Annotated in this window: 23 protein-coding genes; 15 read left to right on the forward strand and 8 right to left on the reverse strand. The window is 53.4% G+C overall.

All coding sequences use genetic code 11. The annotated features are described in order from the left end of the window. Positions 1-83: 83 nt before the first annotated feature. A complete protein-coding gene (locus AC0LWE_RS15310) occupies positions 84-497 on the reverse strand; it encodes a winged helix-turn-helix domain-containing protein (RefSeq protein ID WP_237736133.1) in 414 nt (137 codons plus the stop codon). Positions 498-1,030: 533 nt separating this feature from the next. On the opposite strand from AC0LWE_RS15310, the gene AC0LWE_RS15315 reads away from it, so the two are divergent. The 9 genes from AC0LWE_RS15315 to AC0LWE_RS15355 all read left to right on the forward strand — a co-directional run bounded on the left by AC0LWE_RS15315 (position 1,031) and on the right by AC0LWE_RS15355 (position 12,281). Further along, the gene (locus tag AC0LWE_RS15315; RefSeq protein WP_219346930.1) at positions 1,031-1,861 is read left to right on the forward strand and encodes a winged helix-turn-helix domain-containing protein; all 831 of its coding nucleotides are present in this window, start codon (positions 1,031-1,033) and stop codon (positions 1,859-1,861) included. Then, on the forward strand, positions 1,845-2,312 hold the full coding sequence (locus AC0LWE_RS15320; protein WP_219346929.1) for a hypothetical protein: 468 nt from the start codon (positions 1,845-1,847) through the stop codon (positions 2,310-2,312). The genes AC0LWE_RS15315 and AC0LWE_RS15320 overlap by 17 nt, the downstream gene beginning before the upstream one ends. Positions 2,313-2,597: 285 nt before the next feature. Further along, complete coding sequence (locus AC0LWE_RS15325; protein WP_131488141.1) at positions 2,598-3,683, forward strand: YncE family protein; 1,086 nt, start codon at positions 2,598-2,600, stop codon at positions 3,681-3,683. Between the two features lie 53 nt (positions 3,684-3,736). Continuing rightward, positions 3,737-5,923, forward strand: a complete 2,187-nt coding sequence (locus AC0LWE_RS15330) for a TonB-dependent receptor (protein ID WP_474265779.1) — start codon at positions 3,737-3,739, stop codon at positions 5,921-5,923. Between the two features lie 119 nt (positions 5,924-6,042). Continuing rightward, complete coding sequence (pheP, locus tag AC0LWE_RS15335) at positions 6,043-7,431, forward strand: phenylalanine transporter (protein ID WP_202667244.1); 1,389 nt, start codon at positions 6,043-6,045, stop codon at positions 7,429-7,431. A gap of 382 nt (positions 7,432-7,813) precedes the next feature. Further along, on the forward strand, positions 7,814-9,052 hold the full coding sequence (locus AC0LWE_RS15340) for an MFS transporter (protein WP_202667243.1): 1,239 nt from the start codon (positions 7,814-7,816) through the stop codon (positions 9,050-9,052). A gap of 15 nt (positions 9,053-9,067) precedes the next feature. Further along, entirely contained in the window at positions 9,068-10,093 is a 1,026-nt protein-coding gene (locus tag AC0LWE_RS15345) for a sugar phosphate isomerase/epimerase family protein (RefSeq protein WP_202694249.1), read from the forward strand. After that, positions 10,086-11,228, forward strand: coding sequence for a Gfo/Idh/MocA family protein (locus AC0LWE_RS15350; RefSeq protein WP_219346927.1), 1,143 nt, complete (start codon positions 10,086-10,088; stop codon positions 11,226-11,228). Before AC0LWE_RS15345 ends, AC0LWE_RS15350 begins: the two co-directional genes overlap by 8 nt. 75 nt (positions 11,229-11,303) lie before the next feature. Next, positions 11,304-12,281, forward strand: coding sequence for a LacI family DNA-binding transcriptional regulator (locus AC0LWE_RS15355; RefSeq protein ID WP_131488151.1), 978 nt, complete (start codon positions 11,304-11,306; stop codon positions 12,279-12,281). A 3-nt stretch (positions 12,282-12,284) separates the two neighbouring features. Here the strand turns inward: AC0LWE_RS15355 and AC0LWE_RS15360 are convergent, their stop codons facing one another. Further along, positions 12,285-13,529 carry a mechanosensitive ion channel family protein gene (locus tag AC0LWE_RS15360; RefSeq protein WP_219346926.1) on the reverse strand — a complete coding sequence of 415 codons (1,245 nt, stop codon included), beginning with the start codon at positions 13,527-13,529 and terminating at the stop codon, positions 12,285-12,287. Positions 13,530-13,606: 77 nt separating this feature from the next. Beyond that, the gene (locus AC0LWE_RS15365) at positions 13,607-15,034 is read right to left on the reverse strand and encodes an MFS transporter (RefSeq protein ID WP_219346925.1); all 1,428 of its coding nucleotides are present in this window, start codon (positions 15,032-15,034) and stop codon (positions 13,607-13,609) included. Between the two features lie 107 nt (positions 15,035-15,141). Between AC0LWE_RS15365 and AC0LWE_RS15370 the strand changes: the two genes are divergently transcribed. After that, entirely contained in the window at positions 15,142-16,014 is an 873-nt protein-coding gene (locus AC0LWE_RS15370) for a helix-turn-helix transcriptional regulator (protein ID WP_219346924.1), read from the forward strand. A gap of 35 nt (positions 16,015-16,049) precedes the next feature. Here the strand turns inward: AC0LWE_RS15370 and AC0LWE_RS15375 are convergent, their stop codons facing one another. Continuing rightward, positions 16,050-16,658, reverse strand: coding sequence for a helix-turn-helix domain-containing protein (locus AC0LWE_RS15375; protein WP_202667237.1), 609 nt, complete (start codon positions 16,656-16,658; stop codon positions 16,050-16,052). Between the two features lie 461 nt (positions 16,659-17,119). On the opposite strand from AC0LWE_RS15375, the gene AC0LWE_RS15380 reads away from it, so the two are divergent. Then, complete coding sequence (locus AC0LWE_RS15380) at positions 17,120-18,163, forward strand: DUF2157 domain-containing protein (RefSeq protein WP_219346923.1); 1,044 nt, start codon at positions 17,120-17,122, stop codon at positions 18,161-18,163. On the opposite strand, the gene nfsB is transcribed toward AC0LWE_RS15380, so the two are convergent. The 3 genes from nfsB to AC0LWE_RS15395 all read right to left on the reverse strand — a co-directional run bounded on the left by nfsB (position 18,160) and on the right by AC0LWE_RS15395 (position 19,881). Then, complete coding sequence (gene nfsB, locus AC0LWE_RS15385; RefSeq protein WP_216981763.1) at positions 18,160-18,813, reverse strand: oxygen-insensitive NAD(P)H nitroreductase; 654 nt, start codon at positions 18,811-18,813, stop codon at positions 18,160-18,162. The genes AC0LWE_RS15380 and nfsB overlap by 4 nt on opposite strands. A 119-nt stretch (positions 18,814-18,932) precedes the next feature. Next, positions 18,933-19,301, reverse strand: coding sequence for an MmcQ/YjbR family DNA-binding protein (locus tag AC0LWE_RS15390; RefSeq protein ID WP_131488164.1), 369 nt, complete (start codon positions 19,299-19,301; stop codon positions 18,933-18,935). Next, positions 19,291-19,881: a TetR/AcrR family transcriptional regulator gene (locus tag AC0LWE_RS15395; RefSeq protein ID WP_059177994.1), complete on the reverse strand. Its 591-nt coding sequence runs from the start codon at positions 19,879-19,881 to the stop codon at positions 19,291-19,293. Before AC0LWE_RS15395 ends, AC0LWE_RS15390 begins: the two co-directional genes overlap by 11 nt. Positions 19,882-20,191: 310 nt before the next feature. Between AC0LWE_RS15395 and AC0LWE_RS15400 the strand changes: the two genes are divergently transcribed. Then, positions 20,192-21,295 carry an MBL fold metallo-hydrolase gene (locus tag AC0LWE_RS15400; RefSeq protein ID WP_219346922.1) on the forward strand — a complete coding sequence of 368 codons (1,104 nt, stop codon included), beginning with the start codon at positions 20,192-20,194 and terminating at the stop codon, positions 21,293-21,295. Between the two features lie 32 nt (positions 21,296-21,327). Continuing rightward, positions 21,328-21,669, forward strand: coding sequence for a RamA family antibiotic efflux transcriptional regulator (locus AC0LWE_RS15405; protein ID WP_059178046.1), 342 nt, complete (start codon positions 21,328-21,330; stop codon positions 21,667-21,669). 299 nt (positions 21,670-21,968) lie between these two features. On the opposite strand, the gene AC0LWE_RS15410 is transcribed toward AC0LWE_RS15405, so the two are convergent. Then, positions 21,969-22,217: a DUF1158 domain-containing protein gene (locus tag AC0LWE_RS15410; RefSeq protein ID WP_202667232.1), complete on the reverse strand. Its 249-nt coding sequence runs from the start codon at positions 22,215-22,217 to the stop codon at positions 21,969-21,971. A 495-nt stretch (positions 22,218-22,712) separates the two neighbouring features. Here AC0LWE_RS15410 and AC0LWE_RS15415 point away from each other — a divergent pair, with 495 nt between their 5' ends. Both AC0LWE_RS15415 and AC0LWE_RS15420 read left to right on the forward strand, forming a co-directional pair. After that, positions 22,713-25,406 carry a cation-transporting P-type ATPase gene (locus tag AC0LWE_RS15415; protein WP_219346921.1) on the forward strand — a complete coding sequence of 898 codons (2,694 nt, stop codon included), beginning with the start codon at positions 22,713-22,715 and terminating at the stop codon, positions 25,404-25,406. Between the two features lie 195 nt (positions 25,407-25,601). Then, complete coding sequence (locus AC0LWE_RS15420; RefSeq protein ID WP_234593075.1) at positions 25,602-26,681, forward strand: efflux RND transporter periplasmic adaptor subunit; 1,080 nt, start codon at positions 25,602-25,604, stop codon at positions 26,679-26,681. The last annotated feature ends 2 nt before the right edge of the window (positions 26,682-26,683 follow it).

The following is a 26,683-nucleotide window of genomic DNA, read 5'->3' on the forward strand; positions in this document are numbered from 1 at the left end:
GTGGGTTGGACATCCTGATGTCTCATAAAAAAAAAGCCCTTTGCATTAAATGCGCAGGGCGAAAACCACTGAATTGACATCACTCACTCAGGGTATCTGTCTTCTCCTCTATTTTTAACAGAAGGAGCTGGGAGTTCACTCATTCTGTAATATACTGGGGTTACATCTTGATAATTGATGATGTAACCGTGCCCGCGAATATTTCGAATAAAATCTTCGGGCAGACCAAGAAGATTGAGTTTGCCGTTTAGGTTATGAAGCACTTGCCATAACCGTTGCGTGGAAGGACTTAAATTATTCTCCTCCCAAATTTTCTCAAATAACTCTTCTTTGGCGACAACTTTTTTACGGCCATGTTCGAGCAGATAAAGAAACAGCCTTAACATGGTTTCATTAAAATATATTGATGCGAACGCTACACTTTTATCGTTATGGCTACCCGTGAGCCGATACAGCCTGCGATTAGAAATATCGAAATGAATTTCATCACCGATCATAAATCCATATAGACGATAGCCCATCTCTTAAATACCTACTTTAGAGTAAACTGACCTGCACCACGATATACACTTCTGAATAACCCACACTGTTTATAAGGTGGATTATAGGGCTGCGATAAAGGCAATCCAATCCACAACTCTATGCGCTATCAGAAACCCGGTAGACTGCCCGGTTGGCTAGAGTTTCTATTTTCATAAGTGCTGCTTATAGTTTTAAAATCTACATACGACATTTTATGTAGTATTAAATTTCAGGTTTGTGTACTTAATCTATTGCTCAACATTATGTTGCGAATTTCAACTCATGTTCAGCATCAATCGCTGACTGTCACGGACCAGGTTAATTGTTCATCCATGTCCCGTACTTGATGACGACAAGTTTAAGAATTGCCTGAGATAAAGAGGAGTGAAGTTATATGATTTATACTGAATGAAGTCGGTGGTTTTGGCGATCAGAATAGCCTTTTTGCGGAAATTGGGCGTTTTCAACTTACTGATATATAATAAGTAAAATCTGAATCAGGTTTTCTGTGACCACTAGCGATGATGCCATGAAGAAAGTCTTTTTGATCAACGATACTTTGCTTTTTGAACCTGATCTGCGCCGCCTGGGACCGTTGGAAGGATACCCAAACAGGGCCATAACGCTGCATGGACCCGTTAATGAATGCCTGCTTCTGCTTCTGGAACATAACGATCAGGTACTGACCCAGCGCTTTTTATTTGCTTCCGTATGGGAAAAACAGGGGGCGATCGTCAGTACCAATGCCCTTTATCAAACCATTGCTTCGATACGTAAAGCGTTGAAGTCCTCGGGACTTGACGAAAACATCATTAAAACCATCCCAAAAGAAGGGTTTAAGTCTGTTGCCCAGGTCCGTACTGGCGAACGTGATGAGTTTGTTCTCTCGCAAAAAGCCTCGCCGGAGGCGGCGTTAACCGACTTATCTTCTGAAATGACCATTCCTGATAATGTGGCACGGGTTGCGCCGCAGAAAACGTCTTTTTTTGCGTCGCCCCTCGCGTATGCCGTGGCCGGCTTAATGTTTATCCTTTCCTGCAGCGTGCTTGTCATGACGTTAAAAGGTAATGAAACTGCTTTCGAAAATTATCAACACGTCGGAAAAATTAACGACTGCGACGTATATTCATCATGGCGTGAAAAAGAGAAAAGCATCGGCATGTTTAACCAGCTATCTAAACGTTATCCGATTAATTGTAATACAGGTGGGATGGTCTGGATGACGTTAAATCATGCCCAGAGGGGGAGCTCGGTAATGATTTGCGACCGCAACCCACAGGATACCCAGGCGCAATGCAATTCCATATTTTACAGGAAGCAAAATGATGACGACGAATAAATTGGCCCTTCGCTGGTCACTCATATTGCTGGCTATCATCATTCCTTTACTCTACGTCGTATATATTCGCGTCCAGCGCAGTAATTTTAATTGCGAGGCGCATACCACCATCGTAGATGACAAATATGTTGTCGATGTGATAATGGATTATACTTTCCTTGGTGGTTCCGGCACGCTCGAGACGTCAGGGGAATATATTCCAGTGAATGCGCCACCCGTGGCGATCAGTAATAAAGTTTCATTTAACGCATGGCAGGAAAACGGTGAAATGGTGCTCATTTCTAATGAGACCAATGAACTCCCTAAAAAAACAGAAGCGTACAGACTCACTATCCCGGATTTTTATCATGTCCGCGACCGTGGGTTGAGATTTAAATTAACGCCAGCTAATGCATCCAGCTATTTCTTTATTTACGCGAATTCCCCAATTTTTTATTGTACAAAAGGATAGAAGGGGATAAGCCCCGCAATATCCTGCGATTTTTACATTTGTTTCTCCTATTTACACTTGATAATATAAAGATAATGAGTATAGTTCTCATTCTCTTTAGTGTTTGTGGGCGCAGACGGACTCTTCCCGCATCAACAGTGAGCGCAGATCTCACACGGAACACTGAGTATTAACAGTGGAATCTGCACTGGCTTAACAGCCTGTCAATATAACCAAAATCGCCAAGCCGCATGCGACGCAGTTTCCCGCCTGAATGATCTTTTTGAACGGTAAAGGATGTTCCTGATGACCAAAAAATTGTCCGCGCTGGCACTGCTTGTTGCTGCCTCTCTTTCCGGTTGCGCCGCGCAGCACGCAGTAAAACCAACCGCTGCGCCAGAAGCGAAAACCGCCGTCACCGCGCCGGCAGAAACGGGTGTAGTGAAACGCGAATTGGCCGACGGCTTATATGAAATGGTGCTCAGTCCGAAAGGCGATGCGCTGTATGTGGCCAGTTCCGAAGGGTTCAAGGATGTGCAGGGCGGCGTTGTTTACAAACTCGATCCCATTACGCTGAAAACTATTGGCCGCAGCCATACCGATCTGAAAAACTTTGCTCTGGCGATCTCCCCGGACGGGCAAACGATTTATGCGACCAATTCGCTGGACGGCGGCATCACCGCGATCAATACCGCGGACGGCAAAGTCAAAAATCGCCTGCTGTTCACCGAGCGTAATAAAGAAGGTTATCCGTACGGCGCGCGGCAGGTTCTGCTTCACGGCGACGTACTTTATATCGGCGGCGTCGGCGATCCGGCGGTCGTCTGGGTCGTGGATGCCAACACGCTGAAGCTGAAAAAAACCATCAAAAATGCCGGCCAGTGGGTTACGGGTTTGCTGTGGTCTGAGCAGACTCAGCGCCTTTACGTGGCAAACGGTGGCGGTGAGATCCTGACGATCAACCCACGCACTAACCGTATTGAAAAACGCTGGAAACCGCTGGGCGACAAGCCTGCGCTGCTGTTGAATATGGCCGAGGACACCGCCACAGGCCGTCTGTTCGTCACTGATAACTCCAAAGCCAAAACCACGCTGGTGCTGGATATTCACACCGGAAACGTTCTCAAACAGCTGGATGTGGGCGATTCGATGGCGGTGAAATTCAACGCCAAACGCAACGAAATCTATATCACCCAGCGCGAAAGCGGAAAACTGCTGAGTCTGGACGCCACGACCTATGCGGTGAAACAGCGCTGGGATCTGCCGCCTAATCCAAACAGCCTGCTGCTGTCGGAAGACGGGCAGACCCTATATGTCACCGTTAAGCAGGCATTCAATAAAGATCACTCCACGAACGGTCCGGACAGCGTCGTCAGAATTGCTTTGAAATAAAAATGATTAGGCCCGGAAACGGGCCATTTTGCGCGTACTTGAACGAGTTAATTATGAACAACACCACCATGAATAAAACGCTGCTGGCACTCGCTATCGGCACGGTTATGCACTCCGCGTCTGCGGCGGAAACCCCAAAAGAAGACACTCTCGTGGTCCAGGCTGCCCCGGCGAGCGATTTTAAACCGGGCGGCGATCAGCTGGTGCCGGCATTCCTTGACGGGCAGGTCGCAAACGGCGGACGCATGGGGATGCTGGGTCAGCAAAGCGCCATGGATGTACCGTTTAACATTATCAGCTACACCTCAAAACTGGTTGACGATCAGCAGGCGAAAACCATCGCTGATGTGGTTGCGAACGATGCGGGCGTGCAGTCCGTGCAGGGCTACGGCAATAGCGCGGAGAGTTTCCGCATTCGTGGCCTGAAATTCGACGGCGACGACATGACCTTTGGCGGCCTGTCCGGCGTTCTGCCTCGTCAGGTGGTTGACGCACAAATGGTTGACCGCATTGAAATTTTCAAAGGGGCTAACGCCCTGATGAACGGTGCGGCAAGCTCCGGCGTCGGCGGGATGATCAACCTCGAGCCAAAACATGCGGGCGACGTGCCGCAGGCGAAAATCGGCGTGGATTACACCTCTGATTCGCAGATAGGCACGACGCTGGACGCGGGCCGTCGCTTTGGCGACAGCGACCAGTTTGGCGCGCGCGTAAACCTGGTTCATCGCGAGGGCGAAGCGCCCGTGGCGAACGATCGCCGCCGCACCACGCTGCTCTCGACCGGCCTGGATTACAAAGGCGACAATTTCCGCACGTCCGTTGATATGGGTTACCAGAAGAAAACCTTCCACGGCAGCGAAACGGGCGTCAACATTTCCGCGGTTGATTTCGTGCCAACGCCTCCGAAAAACGATCGCAACTATTCCCAGAAATGGGCTTACAGCAACATCGAAAATGAATTCGGGATGTGGCGTAGCGAATACGACATTACCGATAATTGGACAGCTTACACCGGCCTTAGTGCGCAGCATGCGCATGAAGAGGGGTTGTACAGCGGCGCGAAGCTTGTCGATAAAAGCGGCAAAGCCACGGCAACGCGTCTGGATACCAACCGCATCAGCGACGGCGTGAGCGGTATGGCGGGCCTTCGTGGCAACTTCGATACCGGTTTTGTCTCGCACAAAGTCAACGTCGGTTATTCGGCGCAGACCAAAAATGAAAAGATCGCGTGGAAGATGTCAAAAGCAGCGGATAACCCGATCACCAACATCTACCACAATACCGGTGTCGACAAGCCAGACAGCACCAACTTTGGCGGCAGCGGCGGGAATTACAGTGACCCGCTGACCAGCGGACGCACACGTTCTCAGGGCTGGCTGCTGAGCGACACGCTCGGCGTATTGGACGACAAACTGCTGTTCACCGTGGGGGCTCGTCATCAGAAAGTGGTGATTCGCGGCTATAACAAAGTGACGGGCGCAGAAAACCAGGCGGATAGCTTTGACGGCAGCCGCTGGATGCCAACCTACGGCGTCGTCTATAAGCCGTGGAATGCGTTGTCGCTCTACGCTAACCACACCGAAGCGCTGCAGCCGGGTAAAACCGCACCAGAAGCTGCAACCAACTACGGTCAGAGCACTGGCATCGTGCATTCAAAACAGAACGAAGTGGGCGTGAAGGCCGACTTTGGTCGCGTAGGCGGCTCTCTGGCGCTGTTCGAAATCAAAATGCCCTCGGCAATTCTCGACAGCGTGACCAACCATTATGGTCTTGACGCCGAGCAACGTAACCGTGGCGTGGAGCTGAATGTATTCGGCGAACCAATGTTAGGCATGCGTCTGAACGCCAGCGCCACCTGGCTGCAGGCGGAACTGACCAAAACCAACAACGGCCTGAACGAGGGCAACGATGCGGTTGGCGTGCCGAACTTTTATGCCGTGCTGGGTGCGGAATATGACATCAAACCGATTGACGGCCTGACCGCCACGGCGCGCGTGAACCACTCCGGTTCACAGTATGCGAATCTGACCAATACCAAAAAGTTAGACAGCTACACCACGCTGGATCTGGGGATGCGTTATCGCTTCGCGGTAAATCAAAACCAGAATCAGATGACCGTGCGTGCGGGCATCGACAACGTCACTGACGAAAACTACTGGTCGAGCGTTGATGACTCCGGCACCTACGTGTTCCAGGGCGAAGCGCGCACCTTTAAGGTTTCTGTCGGCTACGAGTTCTAAGTTTTACCCTCGTTATCAGGGGCACGGATGCCCCATCCATTCATCACCCCTATAACTTGCTCCTGCTGACATGAAGTGTTAAAAGGTGCCCCTTCTCTATAAATACACAGGGGTAGGACGTGAAAAACGCGTCATCCGCTTCAGGAAACGGTTTATCTGAAGCCTCGTCGGAACAGACACCGACGCTGCAACGTGGTTTGCAAAATCGACATATTCAATTAATTGCCCTCGGCGGCGCGATCGGTACCGGGCTGTTTCTCGGCATTGGGCCGGCGATTCAAATGGCCGGGCCTGCCGTTCTGTTGGGGTATGGCATCGCAGGCATTATTGCTTTTCTGATCATGCGCCAGCTGGGTGAAATGGTCGTTGAAGAGCCCGTATCCGGCTCGTTTGCGCACTTTGCGTATAAATACTGGGGGCCGTTCGCCGGTTTCCTGTCTGGCTGGAATTACTGGGTGATGTTTGTGCTGGTAGGCATGGCGGAACTCACCGCCGCTGGCATCTACATGCAGTACTGGCTGCCGGACGTCCCGACCTGGATTTGGGCCGCCGCCTTCTTCATTATCATCAACGCCGTCAACCTGGTAAACGTGCGCCTGTACGGTGAAACCGAGTTCTGGTTTGCGCTGATAAAAGTGCTGGCGATTATCGGGATGATCGGCTTTGGTCTGTGGCTGCTGTTCTCCGGCCATGGCGGTGAGCGTGCGAACATCGACAACCTGTGGAAACACGGCGGCTTCCTGGCGACCGGCTGGAACGGGCTTATCATGTCGCTGGCAGTCATTATGTTCTCCTTTGGCGGGCTTGAGCTTATCGGGATTACGGCCGCTGAAGCGCGCGATCCGCAGAAAAGCATTCCGAAAGCGGTCAATCAGGTGGTGTACCGCATTCTGCTGTTTTACATCGGTTCGCTGGTGGTACTGCTGGCACTCTATCCGTGGGTCGAGGTGAAATCCGACAGCAGCCCGTTCGTGATGATCTTCCACGATATGAACAGCAACCTGGTGGCATCTGCCTTGAATTTCGTCATTCTGGTGGCCTCGCTGTCCGTTTATAATAGCGGCGTCTATTCCAACAGCCGCATGCTGTTTGGTCTGTCCGTTCAGGGTAACGCCCCGAAGTTTTTGACCCGCGTCAGCCGCCGTGGTGTGCCGGTGAATTCACTGCTGCTTTCCGGGGGGATCACATCGCTGGTGGTGCTGATCAACTATGTGTTGCCGAAAGAGGCTTTTGGCCTGCTGATGGCGCTGGTTGTCGCCACGCTGCTGCTGAACTGGATCATGATCTGCCTGGCGCACCTGCGCTTCCGCGCGGCGATGCGCCGCAAAGGGCGCGAGACGCAGTTCAAAGCGCTGCTCTATCCGGCGGGTAACTACATCTGTATCGCCTTCCTGGCGATGATCCTCGTGCTGATGTGCACCCTTGACGACATGCGACTCTCGGCTTTCCTGCTGCCGGTATGGATTGTCTTCCTGTTTGTGGCGTTTAAATTGTCACGCAAAAAGTGATCATCTCCCTCTCCAGAGCGAGGGGATTGGGATGAAGGCATCAGGCCGAACAAACTCAACATAAAAGGCAACGCAGGTTGCCTTTTATGTGTTTTCGCCCTCTCTCCGTGGGAGAGGGCAGGGATGAGGGCATCAGGCCGCACAAGCTCAACGTAAAAAGGTAACGCAGGTATCCCTTTTTTTAGTGTTCTCCCTCTCCCCGTGGGAGAGGGCCCGGGTGAAGGCATCAGGCCGCACATAACCCCCTCTTAATACCAGGACGCCTCTTTATCGTGACCCCTCTCCCAATTCTGTTTTGAACAGCGGGATCTTTATTTTGTAATCGATTACTTTTCATTTGAACTGTTTTGTAATCGATTACTTTTTCTGGGTGAGGCTTATCATGGTGTCAACAACTGAAAGTAGTGGAAAGGCGGTAGTCCAGCACCGAATGCTGGTACCGCGTCTATCGTTAATGATGTTTTTACAATTTTTTATCTGGGGTAGCTGGTCCGTCACGCTGGGTCTGGTGATGACGCAGCACAACATGTCTCTGCTGATTGGCGACGCGTTTTCCGCCGGGCCAATCGCCTCGATTCTCTCGCCGTTTGTGCTCGGCATGCTGGTGGACCGTTTCTTCCCGTCGCAAAAAGTGATGGCGGTAATGCATCTGGCAGGTGCGGGGATCTTAATGTTCGTCCCTGGCGCGCTGATGGCTGAAAATGGCGCGCTGCTGATCGGCCTGCTGTTTGGCTATACGCTCTGCTACATGCCAACGCTGGCGCTCACAAATAATATCGCCTTCCACAGCCTGAATAATGTCGATAAGACGTTCCCGGTGGTGCGCGTATTTGGCACCATCGGCTGGATTGTGGCGGGCGTGTTTATTGGCGTCACGGGCGTCTCTTCAAGCGTCACTATTTTCCAGGTCGCGGCAGCAAGTTCCGTGCTGCTGGCGCTCTACAGCCTGACGTTGCCGCATACGCCAGCACCTGCCAAAGGCCTGCCTGTACAACTTCGCGATCTGTTCTGTGCGGACGCCTTCGCACTGCTCAAAACCCGTCACTTCTTTATTTTCTCCCTGTGCGCGATGCTGATTTCCGTTCCGCTGGGTACCTACTACGCCTACACCGCGTCATATCTGGCCGATGCCGGAATCGCGGATGTCAGCACCGCGATGTCCTTCGGTCAGATGTCTGAAATCGTCTTTATGCTGGTGATCCCACTGTTGTTCCGCCGTCTCGGCGTGAAATACATGCTGCTGATCGGCATGCTGGCGTGGTTTGTGCGCTACGCATTCTTTGCGCTGGGCGTTAGCGAAGAGGGGCGTTTCCTGCTGTATCTCGGCATTCTGCTGCACGGCGTGTGCTATGACTTCTTCTTTGTTGTCGGCTTCATCTACACCGACCGCGTGGCGGGCGAAAAGGTCAAAGGCCAGGCGCAGAGTATGATCGTGATGTTCACTTACGGTATCGGCATGCTGCTCGGGTCGCAGATTTCCGGCGCGTTGTATAACAGCCTGGTGGCGGGGCAGACCGTACCGCAGGCGTGGGTCACATTCTGGTGGATCCCGGCGGTTGCGGCGGCGGTGATTGCCCTGATTTTCCTGGTCGCGTTCAAATATGACGATGACAAGGCGTAATGTTCTGGAGGCGATATGAAAACGATTAAGGGACCGGGCATTTTCCTGACGCAGTTTATTGGAAATCAGGCTCCGTTCAACTCGCTCGACGGGCTGGCGGGGTGGGCGGCAGGTAAGGGCTACAAAGCGGTGCAAATTCCCTGTCACCATCCGCAGATTTTCGATCTGGAAAAGGCAGCAGAAAGTCAGACCTATTGTGACGAGATCGCGGGGAAACTGGCTGAATACGGGCTGGCGATCAGCGAACTGTCCACGCATCTGGAAGGGCAACTGATCGCGGTCAATCCCGCGTATAACGAGGCGTTTGATCACTTTGCACCGCCAGCCGTTCGTGGTAACGATGCGGCGCGCCAGGCGTGGGCGACCGAAAAACTTAAGCAAGCGGCAGCGGCGTCTGCGAAGCTTGGCCTCACGGCGCACGCCACGTTCTCAGGCTCGCTGGCCTGGCCGTTTGTTTACCCGTGGCCACCGCACAACGAGCAGCGTTTTCGCGAGGCGTTTGGCGAGCTGGCGAATCGCTGGCGACCGATTCTGGATTACTTTGATGAGCACGGCGTGGATCTCTGTTTTGAGCTGCATCCCGGGGAAGATCTGCACGACGGCGTGACGTTTGAGCGCTTTCTCGCGCTGGTCGATAACCATCCGCGCTGCTCTATTCTCTACGATCCCAGCCACATGCTGTTGCAGCAGATGGATTATCTGGCCTTTATCGACATCTACCATTCGCGCATCAAAGCATTTCACGTGAAAGACGCGGAGTACCGCCCGAGCGGGCGCAGCGGTGTGTATGGTGGCTATCAACCGTGGCTCAAGCGCGCCGGACGCTTCCGCTCTCTCGGCGATGGGCAAATCGATTTTAAAGGCATTTTCAGCAAGCTCACCGAATACGATTTTGACGGCTGGGCGGTGCTGGAGTGGGAATGCTGCATGAAGGACGGCGAGACGGGCGCGAGCGAGGGCAGTGAGTTCATCCGTCGCCATATCATTCCGGTGTCGGGGCGGGCATTTGACGACTTTGCTGCAGGAGATTCTCATGATTAACGTCGGGATTATCGGCAGCGGTTTCATCGGCCCGGCGCATATCGAGGCGCTGCGACGACTCGGCTTTGTGCAGGTCGTCGCGCTGTGCGACGGCACGCTCGAGCAAGCGCAGGAAAAGGCGCAGGCGCTGAATATTCCTCACGCTTACGGGAATGTGGAAGAACTGCTGGCCCATCCGGATTTGCACGTCGTGCATAACTGCACGCCAAACCATCTGCATGCGCAAATTAATCGCCAGATTTTACGGGCGGGCAAACATGTGTTCTCAGAAAAACCGCTGTGCATGACGCCAGAAGAGGCGCGTGAACTGGTGGAACTGGCAGAGCAAGCGGGCGTGGTCCACGGCGTGGGCTTCGTCTACCGCCAGTTCGCGATGGTGCGCCAGGCGCAAAGCATGATGCGCGAGGGCAGCCTCGGGCGGTTGTTTGCCTCGCACGGCAGCTATTTGCAGGACTGGATGCTGCTCGACACTGATTATAACTGGCGCGTTGACGCCGCGCTGGGTGGTGCGTCCCGAGCTGTCGCTGATATTGGCTCGCACTGGTGCGACACGGTGCAGTTTGTCACCGGGCGACGGATCGTCGAGGTGATGGCCGATCTCTCTATCGTCTGGCCAACGCGCAAGGCAAATGTGGCGGGCAACTCAACGTTCACCCAGCAGGATTCTGCCGTTTTTGAGAACAAAGCGGTGACCACGGAAGATTTCGGCTCGGTGCTGTTTCGCTTCGACGATGGTAGCAAGGGCTGCTTTAGCGTTTCGCAAGTCAGCGCCGGGCGTAAAAATCGCCTGAGCTTTGAAATCAACGGCAGCGAAAAGTCAGTCGCGTGGGATCAGGAAGTGCCGCAGCAGCTGTGGATTGGCCATCGTTCGCAGGCCAACCAGACGCTGTCGGACGATCCGGGCCTGATGAATCGTGATGCCGCAGACAGCGCCCACTTCCCGGGCGGGCATATCGAAGGCTGGCCGGATGCGTTTAAGAACATGATGGCGCAGTTTTATCGTGCGGTGCAGACAGGCGTCATGCCAGTAAAACCGCTGTTTGCGACCTTTTATGATGGCGCAAACGTCATGTATATCATTGATGCAATAGTGAAAAGCCATCAGCAGCAGCGCTGGGTCAGCGTCCTGCCGTGACCTGCTGCCCGGTTCGCCGGGCAGCAAATTTATGTTAGCCTGAGTAAAACGCTAACCGCAGGATGTGCCGTCGTTATGTCAATTCAGAAAATCGCCCAGTTGGCCGGTGTCTCGGTCGCTACCGTTTCGCGCGTGCTAAATAACAGCGATAAGGTTAAAGCGAACAACCGCGAGCGCGTTTTGCAGGCGATTAAAGAGAGCAATTATCAGCCGAACTTGCTGGCGCGTCAGCTCCGCACATCCCGCAGCTATATGATTCTGGTGATGGTTTCTAACATCGCCAATCCGTTCTGTGCAGAAGTGGTGAAAGGCATCGAAGCCGAAGCCGAGAAAAAAGGTTACCGCATTTTGCTGTGTAATTCCGGTTCCAATATCGAACGCTCACGTTCTGGTTTGAGCCTGCTGTCCGGTAAAATCGTTGACGGCATTATCACCATGGACGCGTTCTCAAAACTTCCGGAACTCTCGGCGCTGATTGGTAATGCACCGTGGGTGCAGTGCGCCGAATATGCCGATTCAGGTACCGTTTCCTGCGTGGGGATCAACGATGTGGACGCGTCGCAGCACGTTGTCAGTCAGCTGGCGGACAGCGGACGACGCCGCATTGCGCTGATCAACCATGATTTAAGCTACAAATATGCCCGTCTACGCGAGCGCGGTTATAAAAGCGTGGTACATCTTCGCGATCTGGATTATCAGGTGGTGGAGTACGCCAGCGATCTCAGCTCCAGCGCGGGAATGGCGGCAATGAAAAAGCTGTTGGCGGACAATCCCCCGGATGCGGTGTTTGCAGTATCGGACACGCTGGCAGCGGGGGCGATGCGCGCCATTGAACAGGCGGGATTATGCGTCCCTCAGGACATCGCCGTCGTGGGGTTTGATGGCACCGAACTGGCTGAAATGGTCTCTCCGCAGCTCAGCACCATCGAGCAGCCGTCACAGGATATCGGGCGCAAAGCGGTCGATCTGTTGCTGAACAAAATCGATAACCCGGATGCACCCACGGAGCGAGTGATGCTGGACTGGCGCTTTGTGGCACGCGCCAGCACCTGAGGTTTATTTCGCGAAGGCGTCCGCCAGTGAACGGATATCATTCCCGGTGGGCGACTGATGAATTCTCAGGCCAAATTCTTCCACCACGGCATAAATATGGTCGAAAATATCCGCCTGAATGGTTTCATATTCCGCCCAGATCACCGTGTTGGTAAAGGCGTATATTTCAATCGGTAGACCGTTCGCATCCGGCGCTAACTGTCGAACCATCAGCGTCATATCTTTGCGAATACGCGGGTGGTTGCGCAGATATTCATTCAGGTAAGCGCGGAACGTGCCGATATTGGTCATCTTGCGTAGATTTAATACCGATTCACCTTCGCCATTTTCCTGATTCCACAGATCAATTTCTTCGTGACGTGCGGCCATATAGGGCTTGAGTAGTTTTGCCTTAATCAGACTTTGTTGCTCGTCCTCATCCAAAAAATGAATGCTGGTGGTATCAATGCTCAGGCTGCGTTTAATTCGCCGTCCACCCGATGCCGACATCCCGCTCCAGTTTTTAAACGAATCAGAGACCAGCGCCCAGGTGGGAATATTGCTGATGGTGTTATCCCAGTTGCGCACTTTGACGGTGGTCAGACCGATATCCGTGACCGCGCCGTCAGCGCCGTATTTTGGCATTTCCAGCCAGTCTCCGGGCTTGAGCATATCGTTGGCAGAGAGCTGAATACCGGCAACAAGGCCAAGAATGGGGTCTTTAAAGACCAACATCAGCACGGCGGCCATGGCGCCTAAACCGCTGATCAGAATGGCCGGAGACTGACCAATTAACAGCGAAATGATCAGGATCCCCACCACAATGGCGCTGACCAGTTTGACGCCCTGGAATATGCCTTTGAGCGGAAGCTGAGAAGCCGTCGCCAATTTTTGCGAAAAATTGAATATTACATCCAGTAAAGAAAAGAACGACAGCAGGGCATAGACCATCACCCACAGCCTGGCGCAGGTCATGGTTATTTCTGCTGCTTCACTGCCTTTCTGTAACCACAGCGCCGCCTGAATATTGACGATAATGCCTTGTAGGGTGAAGGCCAGACGATGAAATAACTTATTCTGCGTAATGATTTGCAGCCATAAATGGGCGCTGGCCTGCGCGCGTTTTTCGAACAGGCGCAAAACCACCTTATGCAATATAAGGTGGACAATCACGGCAGTGAGTAAAATGATGCCAAAGATGAGCACCAGCGAAGTGGTGTGGTTAATTTCGATCCCAAGTTCTTCTACCTGAGCAATTAATTCCTGCATAACGTCTCCTGAATATATTCCTTTTTATCATGAAGGTTGCGCTTTTATTATGCAACCCGGAGACGTTACGCCGGATTTTACGATGCGGCGGGGAGGGGGCCCGCATTGAGTTGGTGGCGCAACCACAACGCAACTCCGCCCAGCGCCAGCATCATGAGCACTTCAATGCCGAGAAAACCGATCATCGCCTGCGGATAGTGCCCGCCGTTATGTCGCTCAAACATCAGGAACAACGTGCCGAGCACGGCGGGGCCAAGGCCCAGCGTTGCCTGCTGCAAGGTACTCAGAATGGCGCTTCCGGCTCCCGCATCACAGTTGCTGATGTCCCGCATCCCAATTCGGTAAAAGCTGTTCACGATCAGCGCCTGACCATAGCCAATCAGGGCGGTGGCAGGCGCCAGGGTTAATGCGGTATTGGCCTGTCCGAAGCGCCAGAATGTCGCCATTAACAGCAGTAAACCTGCGATTTGTATCGTCAAACCCGTCAGTAAAATGCGTCCCATGCTGTGGCGGGCGATCAGTGTTGGCGCATACCAGGCTGAGACAAAATAGGCCACGCCCAGCGCGATAAAGCTATTGCCCGATTGCCATGGGGCCATGCCCAGACCGGACTGCATCGTGAGCGCCATGCAGAACATAAATCCCGACCAGGCGCTGAAAAACAGCAGGGCAATGAGCATTCCAAAACGGATGCTGGTCAGTTTGAGCAAACGCGGGGGCAGCAGAGGATGTTCGCCGCGCTGTTGTTTACGCAATGCGCTGGCGCGCATCCACAATCCAAGCGGGATCACCGCGATTAACGCCAGTTGCAGGAACCATGGCCAGTGAAGTTCAGCTCCCAGCGCCATCGGAAAAAGCAGGCAGCAGAGGATCGCGGCCAGCAGGCCGGTGCCTTGCCAGTCAATGCGCGATGGCGTTTCGCGGCGGGTTTCGGGGACGTAGTGACGGCTCAAGGCCAGCACCACTAAGCAGATCGGCACGTTAATAAAAAAGGCGTTCCGCCAGCCCAGCCCGGCGATATCCGCAGACACCAGCCAGCCGCCGCCCATCTGCCCGACGATAAAGGCAATCCCACCAATACCGCCAAACAGGCTGATCGCTTTGGCGTGCGCCGTGCCTTTTAGCGTGACGTGAAGCGTCGCGAGGATTTGCGGAACGATCAGCGCTGCGCCCGCGCCCTGCAATACGCGTGCAGCCAGCAGTTGCCCGACGGTTCCCGCCATCCCGCACAGTAACGATGCCACGCCAAATGCCGCAACGCCGCACATAAACAGCCGACGACGGCCAAGGTTATCGCCCAGTTTACTGCCCAGCGCCAGACAGACCGCAAATGCGACGCCGTACAGGGCGACGATCAGTTCAAGCTGCGTCGGGCTGGTGTGCAGCGACTGCGTGATGGAATCCAGCGCCACGTTGGTGATCGAGGTATCGATCAGCGGCAGCATCTGGCCCGTTAAGAGCAATATCAGGCCCGCGCGGCCCGGTGAAACAACAGACGTATTCATGGTAACTCCATTGCGTCATTCAGCAGATGGACGTAGCATCAGGGAAATTAAAAACGGGTACCAGTTCTTGCTTATACTGGTACTGGCACTACTACGCAGGGGGCGGTATGACGCTGATGACCGAACCGGTATCGTCGTTACAGGATGAGAATCGCAAGCAGCTCGGCGCGTTTTTACGCGCGCGCCGGGAAAGTCTTGATCCGCAGCGTCTGGGTTTACCGCGCAGCGGACGGCGACGCACGCCGGGCCTGCGCCGTGAAGAAGTCGCGATGCTGGCCGATGTCGGCGTGACCTGGTACACCTGGCTTGAGCAGGGAAGGGACGTGAATCCCTCCAGCGTGGTTATGCTGGCGGTCGCGAAAGCGCTGCAATGCACCGCCACAGAGACGCGTCATCTGTTCGTTTTGGCAGGATTGCCGCCGGGAGAAGTGCCGCCGCAGGTACCGTGCGAAGGGATCAGCGAAGGCACGCGGCGTTTACTCGATACGTTAATGCCCAAACCTGCCAGCATTCAGAAACCCAATTTCGATATCGTGGCTTGGAATGACAGTTTTGGTCATTTGATGGGGGTGGATTTCAACGAGATCCCCGCAGAGGATCGCAACTGTATTTACCTTTTCCTCACCCATCCTGCGTGGCGCAGTCGACTCGGCAAGCGTGCCGACGCGCTGCCGATTTTTGTCTCCTATTTCCGCGCGGCAATGGCAGAGCATCGCGGCGATCCGCAGTGGGAAGCGCAGCTGGCACGGTTTTTTGCGGTATCGGAAGAGTTTGAAACGTTGTGGCATCAGGGCTATGACGTGCGAGGAGTAGAAAATCAGCTGAAGCTCTTCACCCATCCACAGCTCGGTGATTTTCATTTGCAGCAGATGTACTGGTATTCCGCACCGCGTAACGGCTCGCGGCTGCTGGTTTATTTACCCGTCGATGATGAAGGTGAAAAGGTGCTGGCGTGGCTGGCGGAAAATCATCACTCATAAAAACGCCCTTCTGATTCTGGCAGGGCACTTTTTTATTAATAAGTCTTTGGAAGCTTATTGATTTTAATTAAAACCCCTCTTTCGATCTCGATATAATTACCGATTTTAAGATCGCTCAGGATTTTCATGACGCGGCTACGCGAGATATGGGTCTTTTCCTGAATATAGTCACAGGTATTGATCGTTTGGCGTAACGCCTCTTTTTTAGCCATTAAGGTCATTAAACTTTGACGTATCAGTTCGTAAGTTGTTAGACCTGCTGATTTTTTATGCGCTGTAAGCAACTCTTTTACGCCATACATATAGCAATAAGCGGCTTCCTTCCAAAGGTTTTTACTGTCAAGCAAGGCGAGAATGTCACTTTTTTTTCTTATCTCATATTTAACCTGGCCGTGAACCTGATAATAGATTCCTTCATGAATATTAAATAGGTCGTTCATTCCAATGATCATTGGCGCTTCAGTGAATTTTAACAGCAATTGATCCGTACTTCTGTGAACAGCGACTGTCCCGACATGTAGAATAAACGTCATATCGTGTTCATAATTATCAAGCGATATAATTGTGCGTTCCTGTCCGTGGCGAATACACGATGGATCGGAAATTTCATGAATCAGTGTTTTTATAATGCCTTCTGGTTTCATATCGTTGGACTCTTAAAAAGACATCTCGGAATTATACCAGAGGTAGGCACAAAATCTTGCAGCAGAAAGTCGGTATTATACAGGCTGAGGTATTTGTGAGTCACAACATACGCCATCCAAAGCTAAACTTTAAGCGTGAAAAGTTGATTATTCAATACATTATGGATAATAATTCTTTACGTAAAGCATGTAAGTGTAATGGTCGAAAATTAATTAAACGCTGAAGATTAAACATTCCGAAGACGGTCAGGAGCGTTTTCCAATAAAATCCCGTTATTTTCTAACAAAAAAAGTTATATCTGGAAATGCGAACGCGACAGCAACGATTAATTTAACCTCCCAGTAAGTTATTTTTCAAAATGAGCATGAGAATGGAGGGATTAAACATCCCACTATGCTGCCCGGAGTGATGATAAATAAATTTGATATACTTTCATTACCTTCAGTCAGAGAGAATGGAAATGAACGTCACCCGCAAACAAGAACGCCTGCTGCGCCGCGCGCTCAGCGAATGGGAACAGGATGGCACGCTCAGCAACCAGGAACATCTCCGCCTGACGGGCACCTTAAAACGCGTGGCGATGGACTGGCAACGCCTCAGCCGTTACGCCTTCTGGACTGCGCTGGCATGCGTGATTATCGCCTTTGGTAGCCTGTTTGCTGACAGCGACATGATGGCCCGCATTATCGAATTGCTCGCCTTTTCATCGCTCGCCCGTATCGGTTTGCCCGCCGTGCTGGCTGTGGTGTTTTATCTGTGGGGATTCAGCCGACAGCGGCACGAAACGCAGTGGCATTACTCTACAGAAGCGATTCTGTTTCTCGGCGTCCTGTTTACCGCCATCGCGCTGTGGCAACTGGGCGAGCGGCTGGATAACGGCAGCGGACACATTGCGCCGCTCTTCCTGGCGGGCTGCGCGGTGTATGGCCTGGTGGGATTCTTTGGGCGCTCGGGGCTGGTGTGGCTGTTCTTTTTGTTATCGCTCGGCAACTGGTTTGGCGCACAAACGGGGTATATGTCCGGCTGGGGTGCATACTGGCTGGGAATGAATTATCCGGTGCGCTTTATCTTCTTCGGCGGCGCGCTGCTGGCGTTGTGCTGGGTTTTGCGCGCGATGCTGCAACAGCGAAATCTGTATACGACCAGTAAAGCGATGGGGCTGACGTACTTATTTGTCGCCCTGTGGATTATGTCGATTTTCGGCAATTACGATATCGATAGCTGGTACGGCATGACGCGCGAGGCGTTACTCCCGTGGGCGCTGCTCTTCGCTGTTGCTGCGGTGGTATGTATTTATATCAGCCTGAAAACGGACGACGGGATGCTGCGGGGTTTTGGCCTGACGTTTCTGGCAATCAACCTGTATACCCGTTATTTCGAATATTTCTGGGACGGGATGAATAAAGTGATTTTCTTCCTGATTCTGGCGGGGTCGTTGGCGGTGATTGGGCGATACGCCGAGAAAATTTGGCACACCGCAGAACGGCGTGCCAAAAGCGATTAGCACTCGGTGATAATGGTGCTCAGCGGCAGGCGGGATTTCGGCAGAGAGGCGTTGAAATCTTCCACGCTGTGGCGACCCACGGGCACAACCACCAGGCTGGTGAAGCCTTTTTCTTTCAGGCCAAATTCGGCGTCGAGGATCGCGGCGTCGAAGCCTTCAATCGGTACGGCGTCCAGATCCAGCGCGCCAACGCCCAGCAGGAAGTTGCCAACGTTCAGGTAAACCTGTTTCGCCATCCACTGATCGTCATCTTTCAGATCAACGCGGTGCATATCCGCGAAGTAGCAGCGGCCTTTGTGGTTGGCTGCTTTGGCTTCTGGCGTGTCAAAACGCCCATCTGCGTCTTCCTGATCCACCACGCGCTCAAGCCATGCGTCGTCCATTGCGGTTTTGGCGCAGAACACCACCACGTGTGACGCATCCAGCATTTTGCGTTCGTTGAAAACGTATGTGCCAGCTGCTGATTTAGCGACGCGTGCTTTGCCTTCCTCAGTGCTGGCAACGATGAAGTGCCACGGCTGAGAGTTGGTGCTGGACGGGCTGAATTGCAGCAGCGTTTGAATTTTTTCTGCTTGTTCTGCTGTCAGTTTGAAATTCGGGTCGAACGCCTTCGTTGAGTGGCGCTTGCGGGCAACGGAAATGATATCCATAACGGCTCCTGGAGTGAAATTCGCCCATGCGCGGGCGCGAAAGAAAAGCAGAATACAAGCGTAAGCGGGAAAAGATAAGTGCGTTAAATGCGCTTATACTGTTCGGCCATGATGAACAATCAGGTTGGACGAATGCGCTTTTGGTCTTTTTTAGGCAGCTTATCGACAACCAAATTCCAGGAATCGAGCACCAAATCGGTGACCAGTTCCGGCGTAATATCATCGGCGGCGTAAATCGAAATCCAGTGCTTTTTATTCAGGTGATAGCCGGGTTCAATACCGCGGTAAATTTGCTGATTGAGCAGGGATTTTTCAGGATCGGATTTCAGACTGACGTGCTGACGCCCGCGGGCTACGGCAGTGAGCATGAAAATTTTGCCGCCGACCTTAAACACATCATATTCCGGGCCAAACGGCCAGCAGTGCTCGATAAAAGGCAATTCCAGCGCCACGCGGTGCGCATGTTCCTTCAGTGATTTACTGTCCATTAACATCCTCGATGGCGAGCGCTCGCCACATTGATTCAAATCCCAGGGCTTTAAATTCCTTCGCACGCGACGGATCGCGAGTGGCGAAGGCCATCGTCGTCTCAGCAAGCGACAGGAAAATCGCATCGCCAAAGGTACGGAATTCGTCTGACATAAAGACCTGGCGCACCGAGCGGCGGCACAGCTCATGAAGTTCCGGGAACATATCATGCACCGCCTGTTCGGTTTCGGCGTTGATTTTCTCGCTCACGCCCAGCTGGCGGATTGCGCCGTGGGCAATCGGATTGCGGATGCCCCAGTCAACGTAGCTGTTCCAGATATTGCGGGTATGTTCTTTCGGCGTGCTCAGGGCACGGTCAAGATTTGCTAGCATGGTCTGGCACAAATCCTGTTTCAGGTGCAGATAGAGGGCATTCAGCAGATCGTCTTTGGTCGCGAAGTAGCGAAACAGAGTGCCTTCGGCAACGCCCGCGTTTCGGGCGATCAGCGCGGTCGACGCCGCAATGCCTGACTGCGCAAAGGCCACAGTAGCCGCTTCCAGTAACGCTTGTCGTTTATCTTCACTCTTCGGACGTGCCACGTATTCCCCTCCATGCACCTCATTCGTCACTCTCGCGCTGCGTGGGCTATGCTCAAAATCTCAGTCGCACAGTTATCCGTGCATCTGAGGTTTTCCGCCTTGCCGCCTTGCTTAAGATTGAATGATGCCGTGCATCAAATTTACAAAAACCACGATTGAAACATGCTCTCTTCCACGCTGCAACGCGGAATGTCAAAGATCGAAAACGTCTTGACGATATATTCATCACATCTATAATGAGTGCTTACTCACTCATAATCAAGTTTAACCCGCGTAAACCATCGGATGGGGCGCGTATTCGGGTCAGGATATGAAAAAGCCTCTTTTAATCAGCATGGTGTTTGTCATGATTATAGCGTCCGCGGCAAGTTTACCCTTTGTACTGAATGCCGGATTTGGCCAGTCGCCGCAGGGTGAGCAGCTTAGTGAAATAGAGGCTTCGCCGCATTATCGCGACGGGCAGTTCCATAACCAACTCCCGACGCCGGGCTACAGCGGCGACAAAAGCATGCTGGCGGCATGGTGGGAATTTCTCGTCACCAAACGCGAAAACGCCCGTCCTGCGCAGCCGTTGCCGCTTGTCAAAACCGATCTGGCCAGCCTGCCACTGGAACAGGACACGCTGGTGTGGCTCGGTCACTCGTCCTGGTATCTACAGCTGGCAGGCAAACGCATCCTCATCGATCCGGTTTTCAGCAATTACGCCGCGCCGTTTTCGTTTCTGAACAAAGCCTTCGCCGGGGAATATCCGTGGCGCGCCGAAAACATGCCGGAAATCGACCTGCTGATTATTTCGCATGACCATTATGACCATCTGGATTACGCCACTATCAAAGCCCTGATGCCCAAAGTGAAGCGCGTCGTAACGCCGCTTGGCGTGGGATCGCACCTGCGTTACTGGGGCATGGACGCATCAATCATTGACGAACGCGACTGGAATCAGACGGTCCGCATTAACGATGACCTGATGATTCACGTGCTTCCGGCGCGTCATTTCTCCGGACGCGGGCTCAAGCGCAATCAGACGCTGTGGGCGAGCTTTATGTTCGTCACCCCAGAGCAGAAAGTCTATTACAGCGGTGATTCTGGCTATGGTCCGCACTTCAAAGCCATCGGCGAGCAGTTTGGCGACGTCGATCTGGCGATTATGGAAAACGGACAATACGACCAGGACTGGAAATACATTCATATGTTGCCTGAACAGACGGCGCAGGCGGCGGCGGATGTCAACGCCAAAGCGGTGGTGCCGGGGCATTACGGGCGATTTGTGTTGGCGAAACACACCTGGAACGATCCGGTGATTCAGCTGACGCGCGCCAGTCAGGACAAAAATTATCGTTTGCTGACCCCTGAATTGGGTGAGCCCGTGCATGTTAATGATACGACGCAGCAATTTAGTGAGTGGTGGGAATAATGATTAATCAGGTAACAGAGGGGGAGAGCAGCATGACGATTTCCGCTCAGGTCATCGACACCATCGTCGAATGGATTGACGATAATCTTCATCAACCGCTGCGCATAGAAGAGATCGCCCGCCACGCAGGGTATTCCAAATGGCATTTGCAGCGTCTGTTTATGCAATACAAAGGCGAAAGCCTGGGGCGTTATATCCGCGAGCGTAAACTGCTGCTGGCGGCGAAGGATCTGCGTGAGTCGGATGAGCGGGTGTACGATATCTGTCTGCGCTATGGGTTTGATTCTCAGCAGACGTTTACCCGCATCTTCACGCGCACGTTCAACCAGCCGCCTGGCGCGTACCGCAAAGAAAATCACGTTCAAACGCACTGAAACTGTACCCCGGTAACGTTCGGTTACCGGGGTCGACGCTGACCAGATGTAGACTACTTTTTCGCAATCACGCCTGCCGCTTGTCATTCTTCCTGTTGCTCACGCGAATTTCATAACAGATTTGTTTTTATATTTTTCAATCCTGTTCGACGGACACTGTGACCACGCCAGACGCGTGCCAAACCCTGACTATGCCGATTATATGGCAGAGGAGTTGCGTCATCGTGGGCTGCATTGCGCTATCCGCCGATACGGCCTGGTGTGAAGCGCTCATCCACGGGATGCGGGATTTCAGCGGATTACGCGGCCAGTGAAAACCAGCGGCGCCAGACGAATCGCAGCACAAAAAACTCTACGGTGCCGAGCAGTAAAAACCACAGGCAGAAGACAATCGTGTAGAGCTGGTTCAAATCCATCAGATGGAACTGTGCGACCAGTTTCTGCGCGACGGTGAGTCCAAAAGAGGGCGCGGGGAGCAGCAGGCAGGAGAGCAGTGCCATCAGCAAAATGCCTCCTGCCGTTAACAGTGACTCTAACGGGTGCTTCATATTATTGTTAATCATCAGTTAAAAAAGTTATTGTCCGGGATCTTGCAACGTAAAGCAATATCAACCCGAATTAACCTTTTTCGATAATAAATCAAAAATAACCCGCCAAATATTCGCACATTAATTTAATAACGCGTCTGCAATTAAATTACTCTGTCTTTATGTAAATTATTGTCACGCTCAGGCGAAGAATTTTACAAACGTATATGTGCTATATCCAATTAACGTTGCAATAACAATTGCAACAACGACATACAAAGCCAGACGCCGCGTGCTATTAATCCCAAACATGCTATCCCTCGTTTAGTTATCGTTTAGAAACATTTTGTAAAAATCATCTTATCGAAATAATGACCTACAGAATTTAATTACGCAACTGGCAATATATTGCGATGCTGAAAATAACTCTGCAAGCGTTAAACAGTAAAACGTGAATAATTAAAGCCAGAAAGGAATTCAGGCTTACGTCCACCGGATATTAAAGGAAATGTATCTATGACCAACAAAATGAACACCGAAAATCGGCCTTACCACCAGACGGTAGAGCAGGTTCTCGCAGAAAAAAAGAGTAACACCAATGGGTTGGAGCGTGAGGAAGCTCAGGCTCGATTGCAGCAATACGGCCCCAACGCGTTGCCTGAGAAAAAAGGCAAACCGGCATGGCTGCGTTTTCTGGCCCATTTTAACGATGTGCTGATTTATGTCCTGCTGGCGGCGGCATTATTAACCGCGCTAATGGGGCATTGGGTCGATACGCTGGTCATTTTAGGCGTGGCGGTGATTAACGCCTTGATTGGTCATATTCAGGAAAGTAACGCCGAAAAATCGCTGCAAAGTATTCGAAATATGCTTTCGAGCGAAGCACGGGTTATTCGAAATGGAGTGCACGAAACCATTCCGACGACCGAAATTGTACCAGGCGATATTATTGTGCTGCGTGCCGGTGACAGAATTCCTGCGGATATGCGACTGATTGAAGCGCATAATTTACGCGTAGAAGAAGCGATTCTGACCGGTGAATCCACGGTCGTGGATAAGCATATTCTTCCTCTGACCGGTGAATTATCGCTGGGCGATCGCACCAACCTGGTGTTCTCCGGTACGACCGTGAGCGCAGGTGGCGGTGTAGGCGTCGTGATTGCCACCGGGCAGGACACTGAGCTTGGCCACATTAACCAGATGATGGCGGGGATCGAAAAGCACCGCACGCCGCTGCTGGTGCAGATGGACAAGCTCGGCAAAGCGATTTTCGCGCTGATTCTGGTGATGATGGCCGCGCTGTTTGTCTTCAGCATGTTGTTGCGTGATATTCCGCTTGGCGAGCTGCTGCTGTCCCTGATTAGCCTCGCGGTGGCGTCCGTTCCGGAAGGCCTGCCTGCGATTATCTCCATTATTTTGTCCCTCGGCGTGCAGGCAATGGCGAGCAAAAAAGCCATTATCCGCAAGCTGCCGACCGTCGAAACGCTGGGCGCGATGACCGTGGTCTGCTCCGATAAAACCGGCACGCTGACCATGAACGAAATGACCGTTAAAGCGATTATCACCGCCGACAGCTGTTATCGCGTCGAAGGCAATAGCTACGAGCCGGTGGGCGATATCTGCCTTGAGGGTAGCGACGAGCCGGTGCAAATCCAGCAGGGAACGGTGCTGGAGCACTATCTGCGCACCATCGATCTCTGCAACGACAGTCAGATGATGCAGGATGAGCGCGGTTTGTGGGGCATCACCGGCGGGCCGACCGAAGGCGCACTGAAAGTGCTGGCGGCGAAAGCGAATCTCGCACCTGTTGTCACCACGCTGATTGGCAAAATCCCGTTTGACTCGCAGTACAAGTACATGAGCACGCACTACCAGATCGGCAGTGAAGAGCAAATTCTGATCACCGGCGCACCGGATGTGATTTTCGGCCTGTGCGACCAGCAGCAAACCCGCAGCGGTGCCCAGGCGTTTAACCGTGCGTACTGGGAAACGGAGATGGAGCGCTATGCGCGTCAGGGCCTGCGCATGGTCGCTGCCGCCTTTAAACCGGCGCCAGAAGGGCAGGAGACGCTGAGCCACGATGACCTGAGCAACGGGCTGATATTCCTTGGGATCGCCGGCATGATGGACCCGCCGCGCCCGGAGGCTATCGACGCCATCCACGCCTGTCAGCAGGCCGGGATTCGCGTGAAGATGATCACCGGTGACCACCCGCAAACGGCGATGAGCATTGGACAAATGCTGGGTATTACCAACAGCGCGCAGGCGGTGACGGGCTATGAGCTGGAGCACATGGACGATGCGGAGCTGGCAGAGGCAGCGGTGGAATATGACATTTTCGCCCGTACCAGCCCGGAGCATAAGCTGCGCCTCGTGAGAGCCTTGCAGCAGAAAGGTGAAATCGTCGGCATGACCGGTGATGGGGTGAACGATGCGCCCGCGCTGCGTCAGGCGGATGTCGGCATCGCGATGGGCATCAAAGGCACGGAAGTGACCAAAGAGGCCGCTGATATGGTGCTCACCGATGACAACTTTGCCACCATCGCCAGCGCGGTCAAAGAGGGGCGTCGTGTCTACGACAACCTGAAGAAAACCATCCTGTTTATTATGCCGACCAACCTGGCGCAGGGGCTGCTGATTGTGATTGCGCTGCTGGCGGGGAACATTATTCCGCTGACGCCGGTGCTGATTTTGTGGATGAACATGGCGACGTCCGCCACGCTCTCCTTCGGTCTGGCATTTGAAGCGGCCGAGCGCAACATCATGAAGCGTCCGCCGCGTCAAACCGGACAGCACGTTATGGACGCCTTTGCGGTCTGGCGTGTGGCGTTCGTCGGTACGTTGATTGCGATTGCCGCGTTTGCCCTCGAAGCCTGGCTCGCGCCACGCGGCCACAGCGCCGAATTCATCCGCACCGTGCTGCTGCAAATGCTGGTGAGTGCGCAGTGGGTCTACATGATCAACTGCCGTAACACCAACGGGTTCTCTCTGAACCGTGGCCTGCTGGCAAACAAAGGGATCTGGCTGGTGACGGGCGTGCTGCTTCTGCTGCAACTGGCGATTATCTACCTGCCGTTTATGCAGATGCTGTTCGGCACCGAAGCGCTGCCGCTGCGCTACTGGGGCATTACGCTGGTGATTGCCGGGGCGATGTTCTTTATTGTCGAAATTGAGAAGCGACTGACGCGCAGGTTCCGTAAAGCTGCATAACTTTTGCCCTCACCCTAACCCTCTCCCACGGGGAGAGGGAACTCTAATAGCACCCGGTGTGGGAGAGGGGATTTTAATATTCCACTCCCTGGTGATAGAGGACTCTAACCACACTCACTGCGGGTGACGGGGATGTTCACCTCCCTCTCCCTCCGGGAGAGGGGCGGGGTGAGGGGATTTCAACGAGGCACTTCCATGAAAACGACTTTTCTGCGCATCGCCACGGCCTGCGCTTTCCTTGCCTGCACCCTGCAAACCGCTGTTGCCGCAGCCATTCCGGTGCGCGTCGCCACCGTTAACCAAACGGATCACGCCTCTGAACGTCAGATCCCTGGCCGCGTCGAGGCGATCCATACCGTTGAACTTCGCGCCCGCACGGAAGGGGTGATCACCCAGGTGCATTTCCGCGACGGGCAATACGTCCGGCAAGGCGACGCCCTTTTTGAACTTGATGACGCTGAACCGCGCGCGGCGGTGCGACTGGCGCAGGCCGAAGTGCAAAGCGCTGAAGCCACGCTACGTCAGGCGCAGCAGCAACTCACGCGCTTTCAAAGCCTCGGTACCAGCAACGCCATCAGCCGACACGACGTCGATAACGCCCTGATGCAGCGTGACGTGGCACGCGCGGCGCTCGAACAGGCCAAAGCGCGTCTTGAAGCCCGCAAGGTCACGCTCGGTTTCACCCGTATCACCGCACCCATCAGTGGACGAATGGGGCACAGCCAGTTCCACACCGGCAGCCTGGTGAATCCGGCAAGCGGTGTGCTGGTTGAGGTAGTCCAGCTCGATCCGGTGCGGGTTGCCTTTGCCGTCGAAGAGGGGGTATTTGCGGCGAAAGCCGGGGCACACGCGGATCTCAGCGCCATGAAAAGCGCGTGGCTGGCGCAAATTCAAAACGGCGACCAGCGTATAAACGGCACGCTCACCTCGGTGGATAACCGCATCGATCCGCGGACGGCGAGCGTGATGCTTCGCGCCGAATTCGCCAATCCGCAGCATCGTCTGCTGCCCGGCGGTAACGTGAATGTGTTTCTACGACCGCAGATTGAGCTGAAGACGCTGGTGATTCCGGCGGCCGCGGTTCAGCAAAACGACGCCGGTTTTTACGCCTGGGTCGTTAACGATCGCGACATCGCAGAAAAACGTGCGCTGACCCTCGGGGGGCAAATCGGCCAGCAGTTTATTGTGCAAAGCGGCGTCAAGCCGAATGAGCGCGTGGTGACGGACGGTGCGCAGCGCTTGCAGGCCGGTGTTGTCGTTCAGGTTGCGAACTAAGG

This window comes from Lelliottia sp. RD5, assembly GCF_056032945.1.

Bases quoted from the DNA above. Each gene is read 5' to 3' on its own strand.
- AC0LWE_RS15310 (WP_237736133.1), bottom strand. From the start codon at position 497: ATGATCGGTGATGAAATTCATTTCGATATTTCTAATCGCAGGCTGTAT.
- AC0LWE_RS15320 (WP_219346929.1), top strand. From the start codon at position 1,845: ATGATGACGACGAATAAATTGGCCCTTCGCTGGTCACTCATATTGCTG.
- AC0LWE_RS15325 (WP_131488141.1), top strand. From the start codon at position 2,598: ATGACCAAAAAATTGTCCGCGCTGGCACTGCTTGTTGCTGCCTCTCTT.
- AC0LWE_RS15330 (WP_474265779.1), top strand. From the start codon at position 3,737: ATGAACAACACCACCATGAATAAAACGCTGCTGGCACTCGCTATCGGC.
- AC0LWE_RS15340 (WP_202667243.1), top strand. From the start codon at position 7,814: ATGGTGTCAACAACTGAAAGTAGTGGAAAGGCGGTAGTCCAGCACCGA.
- AC0LWE_RS15345 (WP_202694249.1), top strand. From the start codon at position 9,068: ATGAAAACGATTAAGGGACCGGGCATTTTCCTGACGCAGTTTATTGGA.
- AC0LWE_RS15350 (WP_219346927.1), top strand. From the start codon at position 10,086: ATGATTAACGTCGGGATTATCGGCAGCGGTTTCATCGGCCCGGCGCAT.
- AC0LWE_RS15355 (WP_131488151.1), top strand. From the start codon at position 11,304: ATGTCAATTCAGAAAATCGCCCAGTTGGCCGGTGTCTCGGTCGCTACC.
- AC0LWE_RS15360 (WP_219346926.1), bottom strand. From the start codon at position 13,529: ATGCAGGAATTAATTGCTCAGGTAGAAGAACTTGGGATCGAAATTAAC.
- AC0LWE_RS15365 (WP_219346925.1), bottom strand. From the start codon at position 15,034: ATGAATACGTCTGTTGTTTCACCGGGCCGCGCGGGCCTGATATTGCTC.
- AC0LWE_RS15370 (WP_219346924.1), top strand. From the start codon at position 15,142: ATGACGCTGATGACCGAACCGGTATCGTCGTTACAGGATGAGAATCGC.
- AC0LWE_RS15375 (WP_202667237.1), bottom strand. From the start codon at position 16,658: ATGAAACCAGAAGGCATTATAAAAACACTGATTCATGAAATTTCCGAT.
- AC0LWE_RS15380 (WP_219346923.1), top strand. From the start codon at position 17,120: ATGAACGTCACCCGCAAACAAGAACGCCTGCTGCGCCGCGCGCTCAGC.
- nfsB (WP_216981763.1), bottom strand. From the start codon at position 18,813: ATGGATATCATTTCCGTTGCCCGCAAGCGCCACTCAACGAAGGCGTTC.
- AC0LWE_RS15390 (WP_131488164.1), bottom strand. From the start codon at position 19,301: ATGGACAGTAAATCACTGAAGGAACATGCGCACCGCGTGGCGCTGGAA.
- AC0LWE_RS15400 (WP_219346922.1), top strand. From the start codon at position 20,192: ATGAAAAAGCCTCTTTTAATCAGCATGGTGTTTGTCATGATTATAGCG.
- AC0LWE_RS15405 (WP_059178046.1), top strand. From the start codon at position 21,328: ATGACGATTTCCGCTCAGGTCATCGACACCATCGTCGAATGGATTGAC.
- AC0LWE_RS15410 (WP_202667232.1), bottom strand. From the start codon at position 22,217: ATGAAGCACCCGTTAGAGTCACTGTTAACGGCAGGAGGCATTTTGCTG.
- AC0LWE_RS15415 (WP_219346921.1), top strand. From the start codon at position 22,713: ATGACCAACAAAATGAACACCGAAAATCGGCCTTACCACCAGACGGTA.
- AC0LWE_RS15420 (WP_234593075.1), top strand. From the start codon at position 25,602: ATGAAAACGACTTTTCTGCGCATCGCCACGGCCTGCGCTTTCCTTGCC.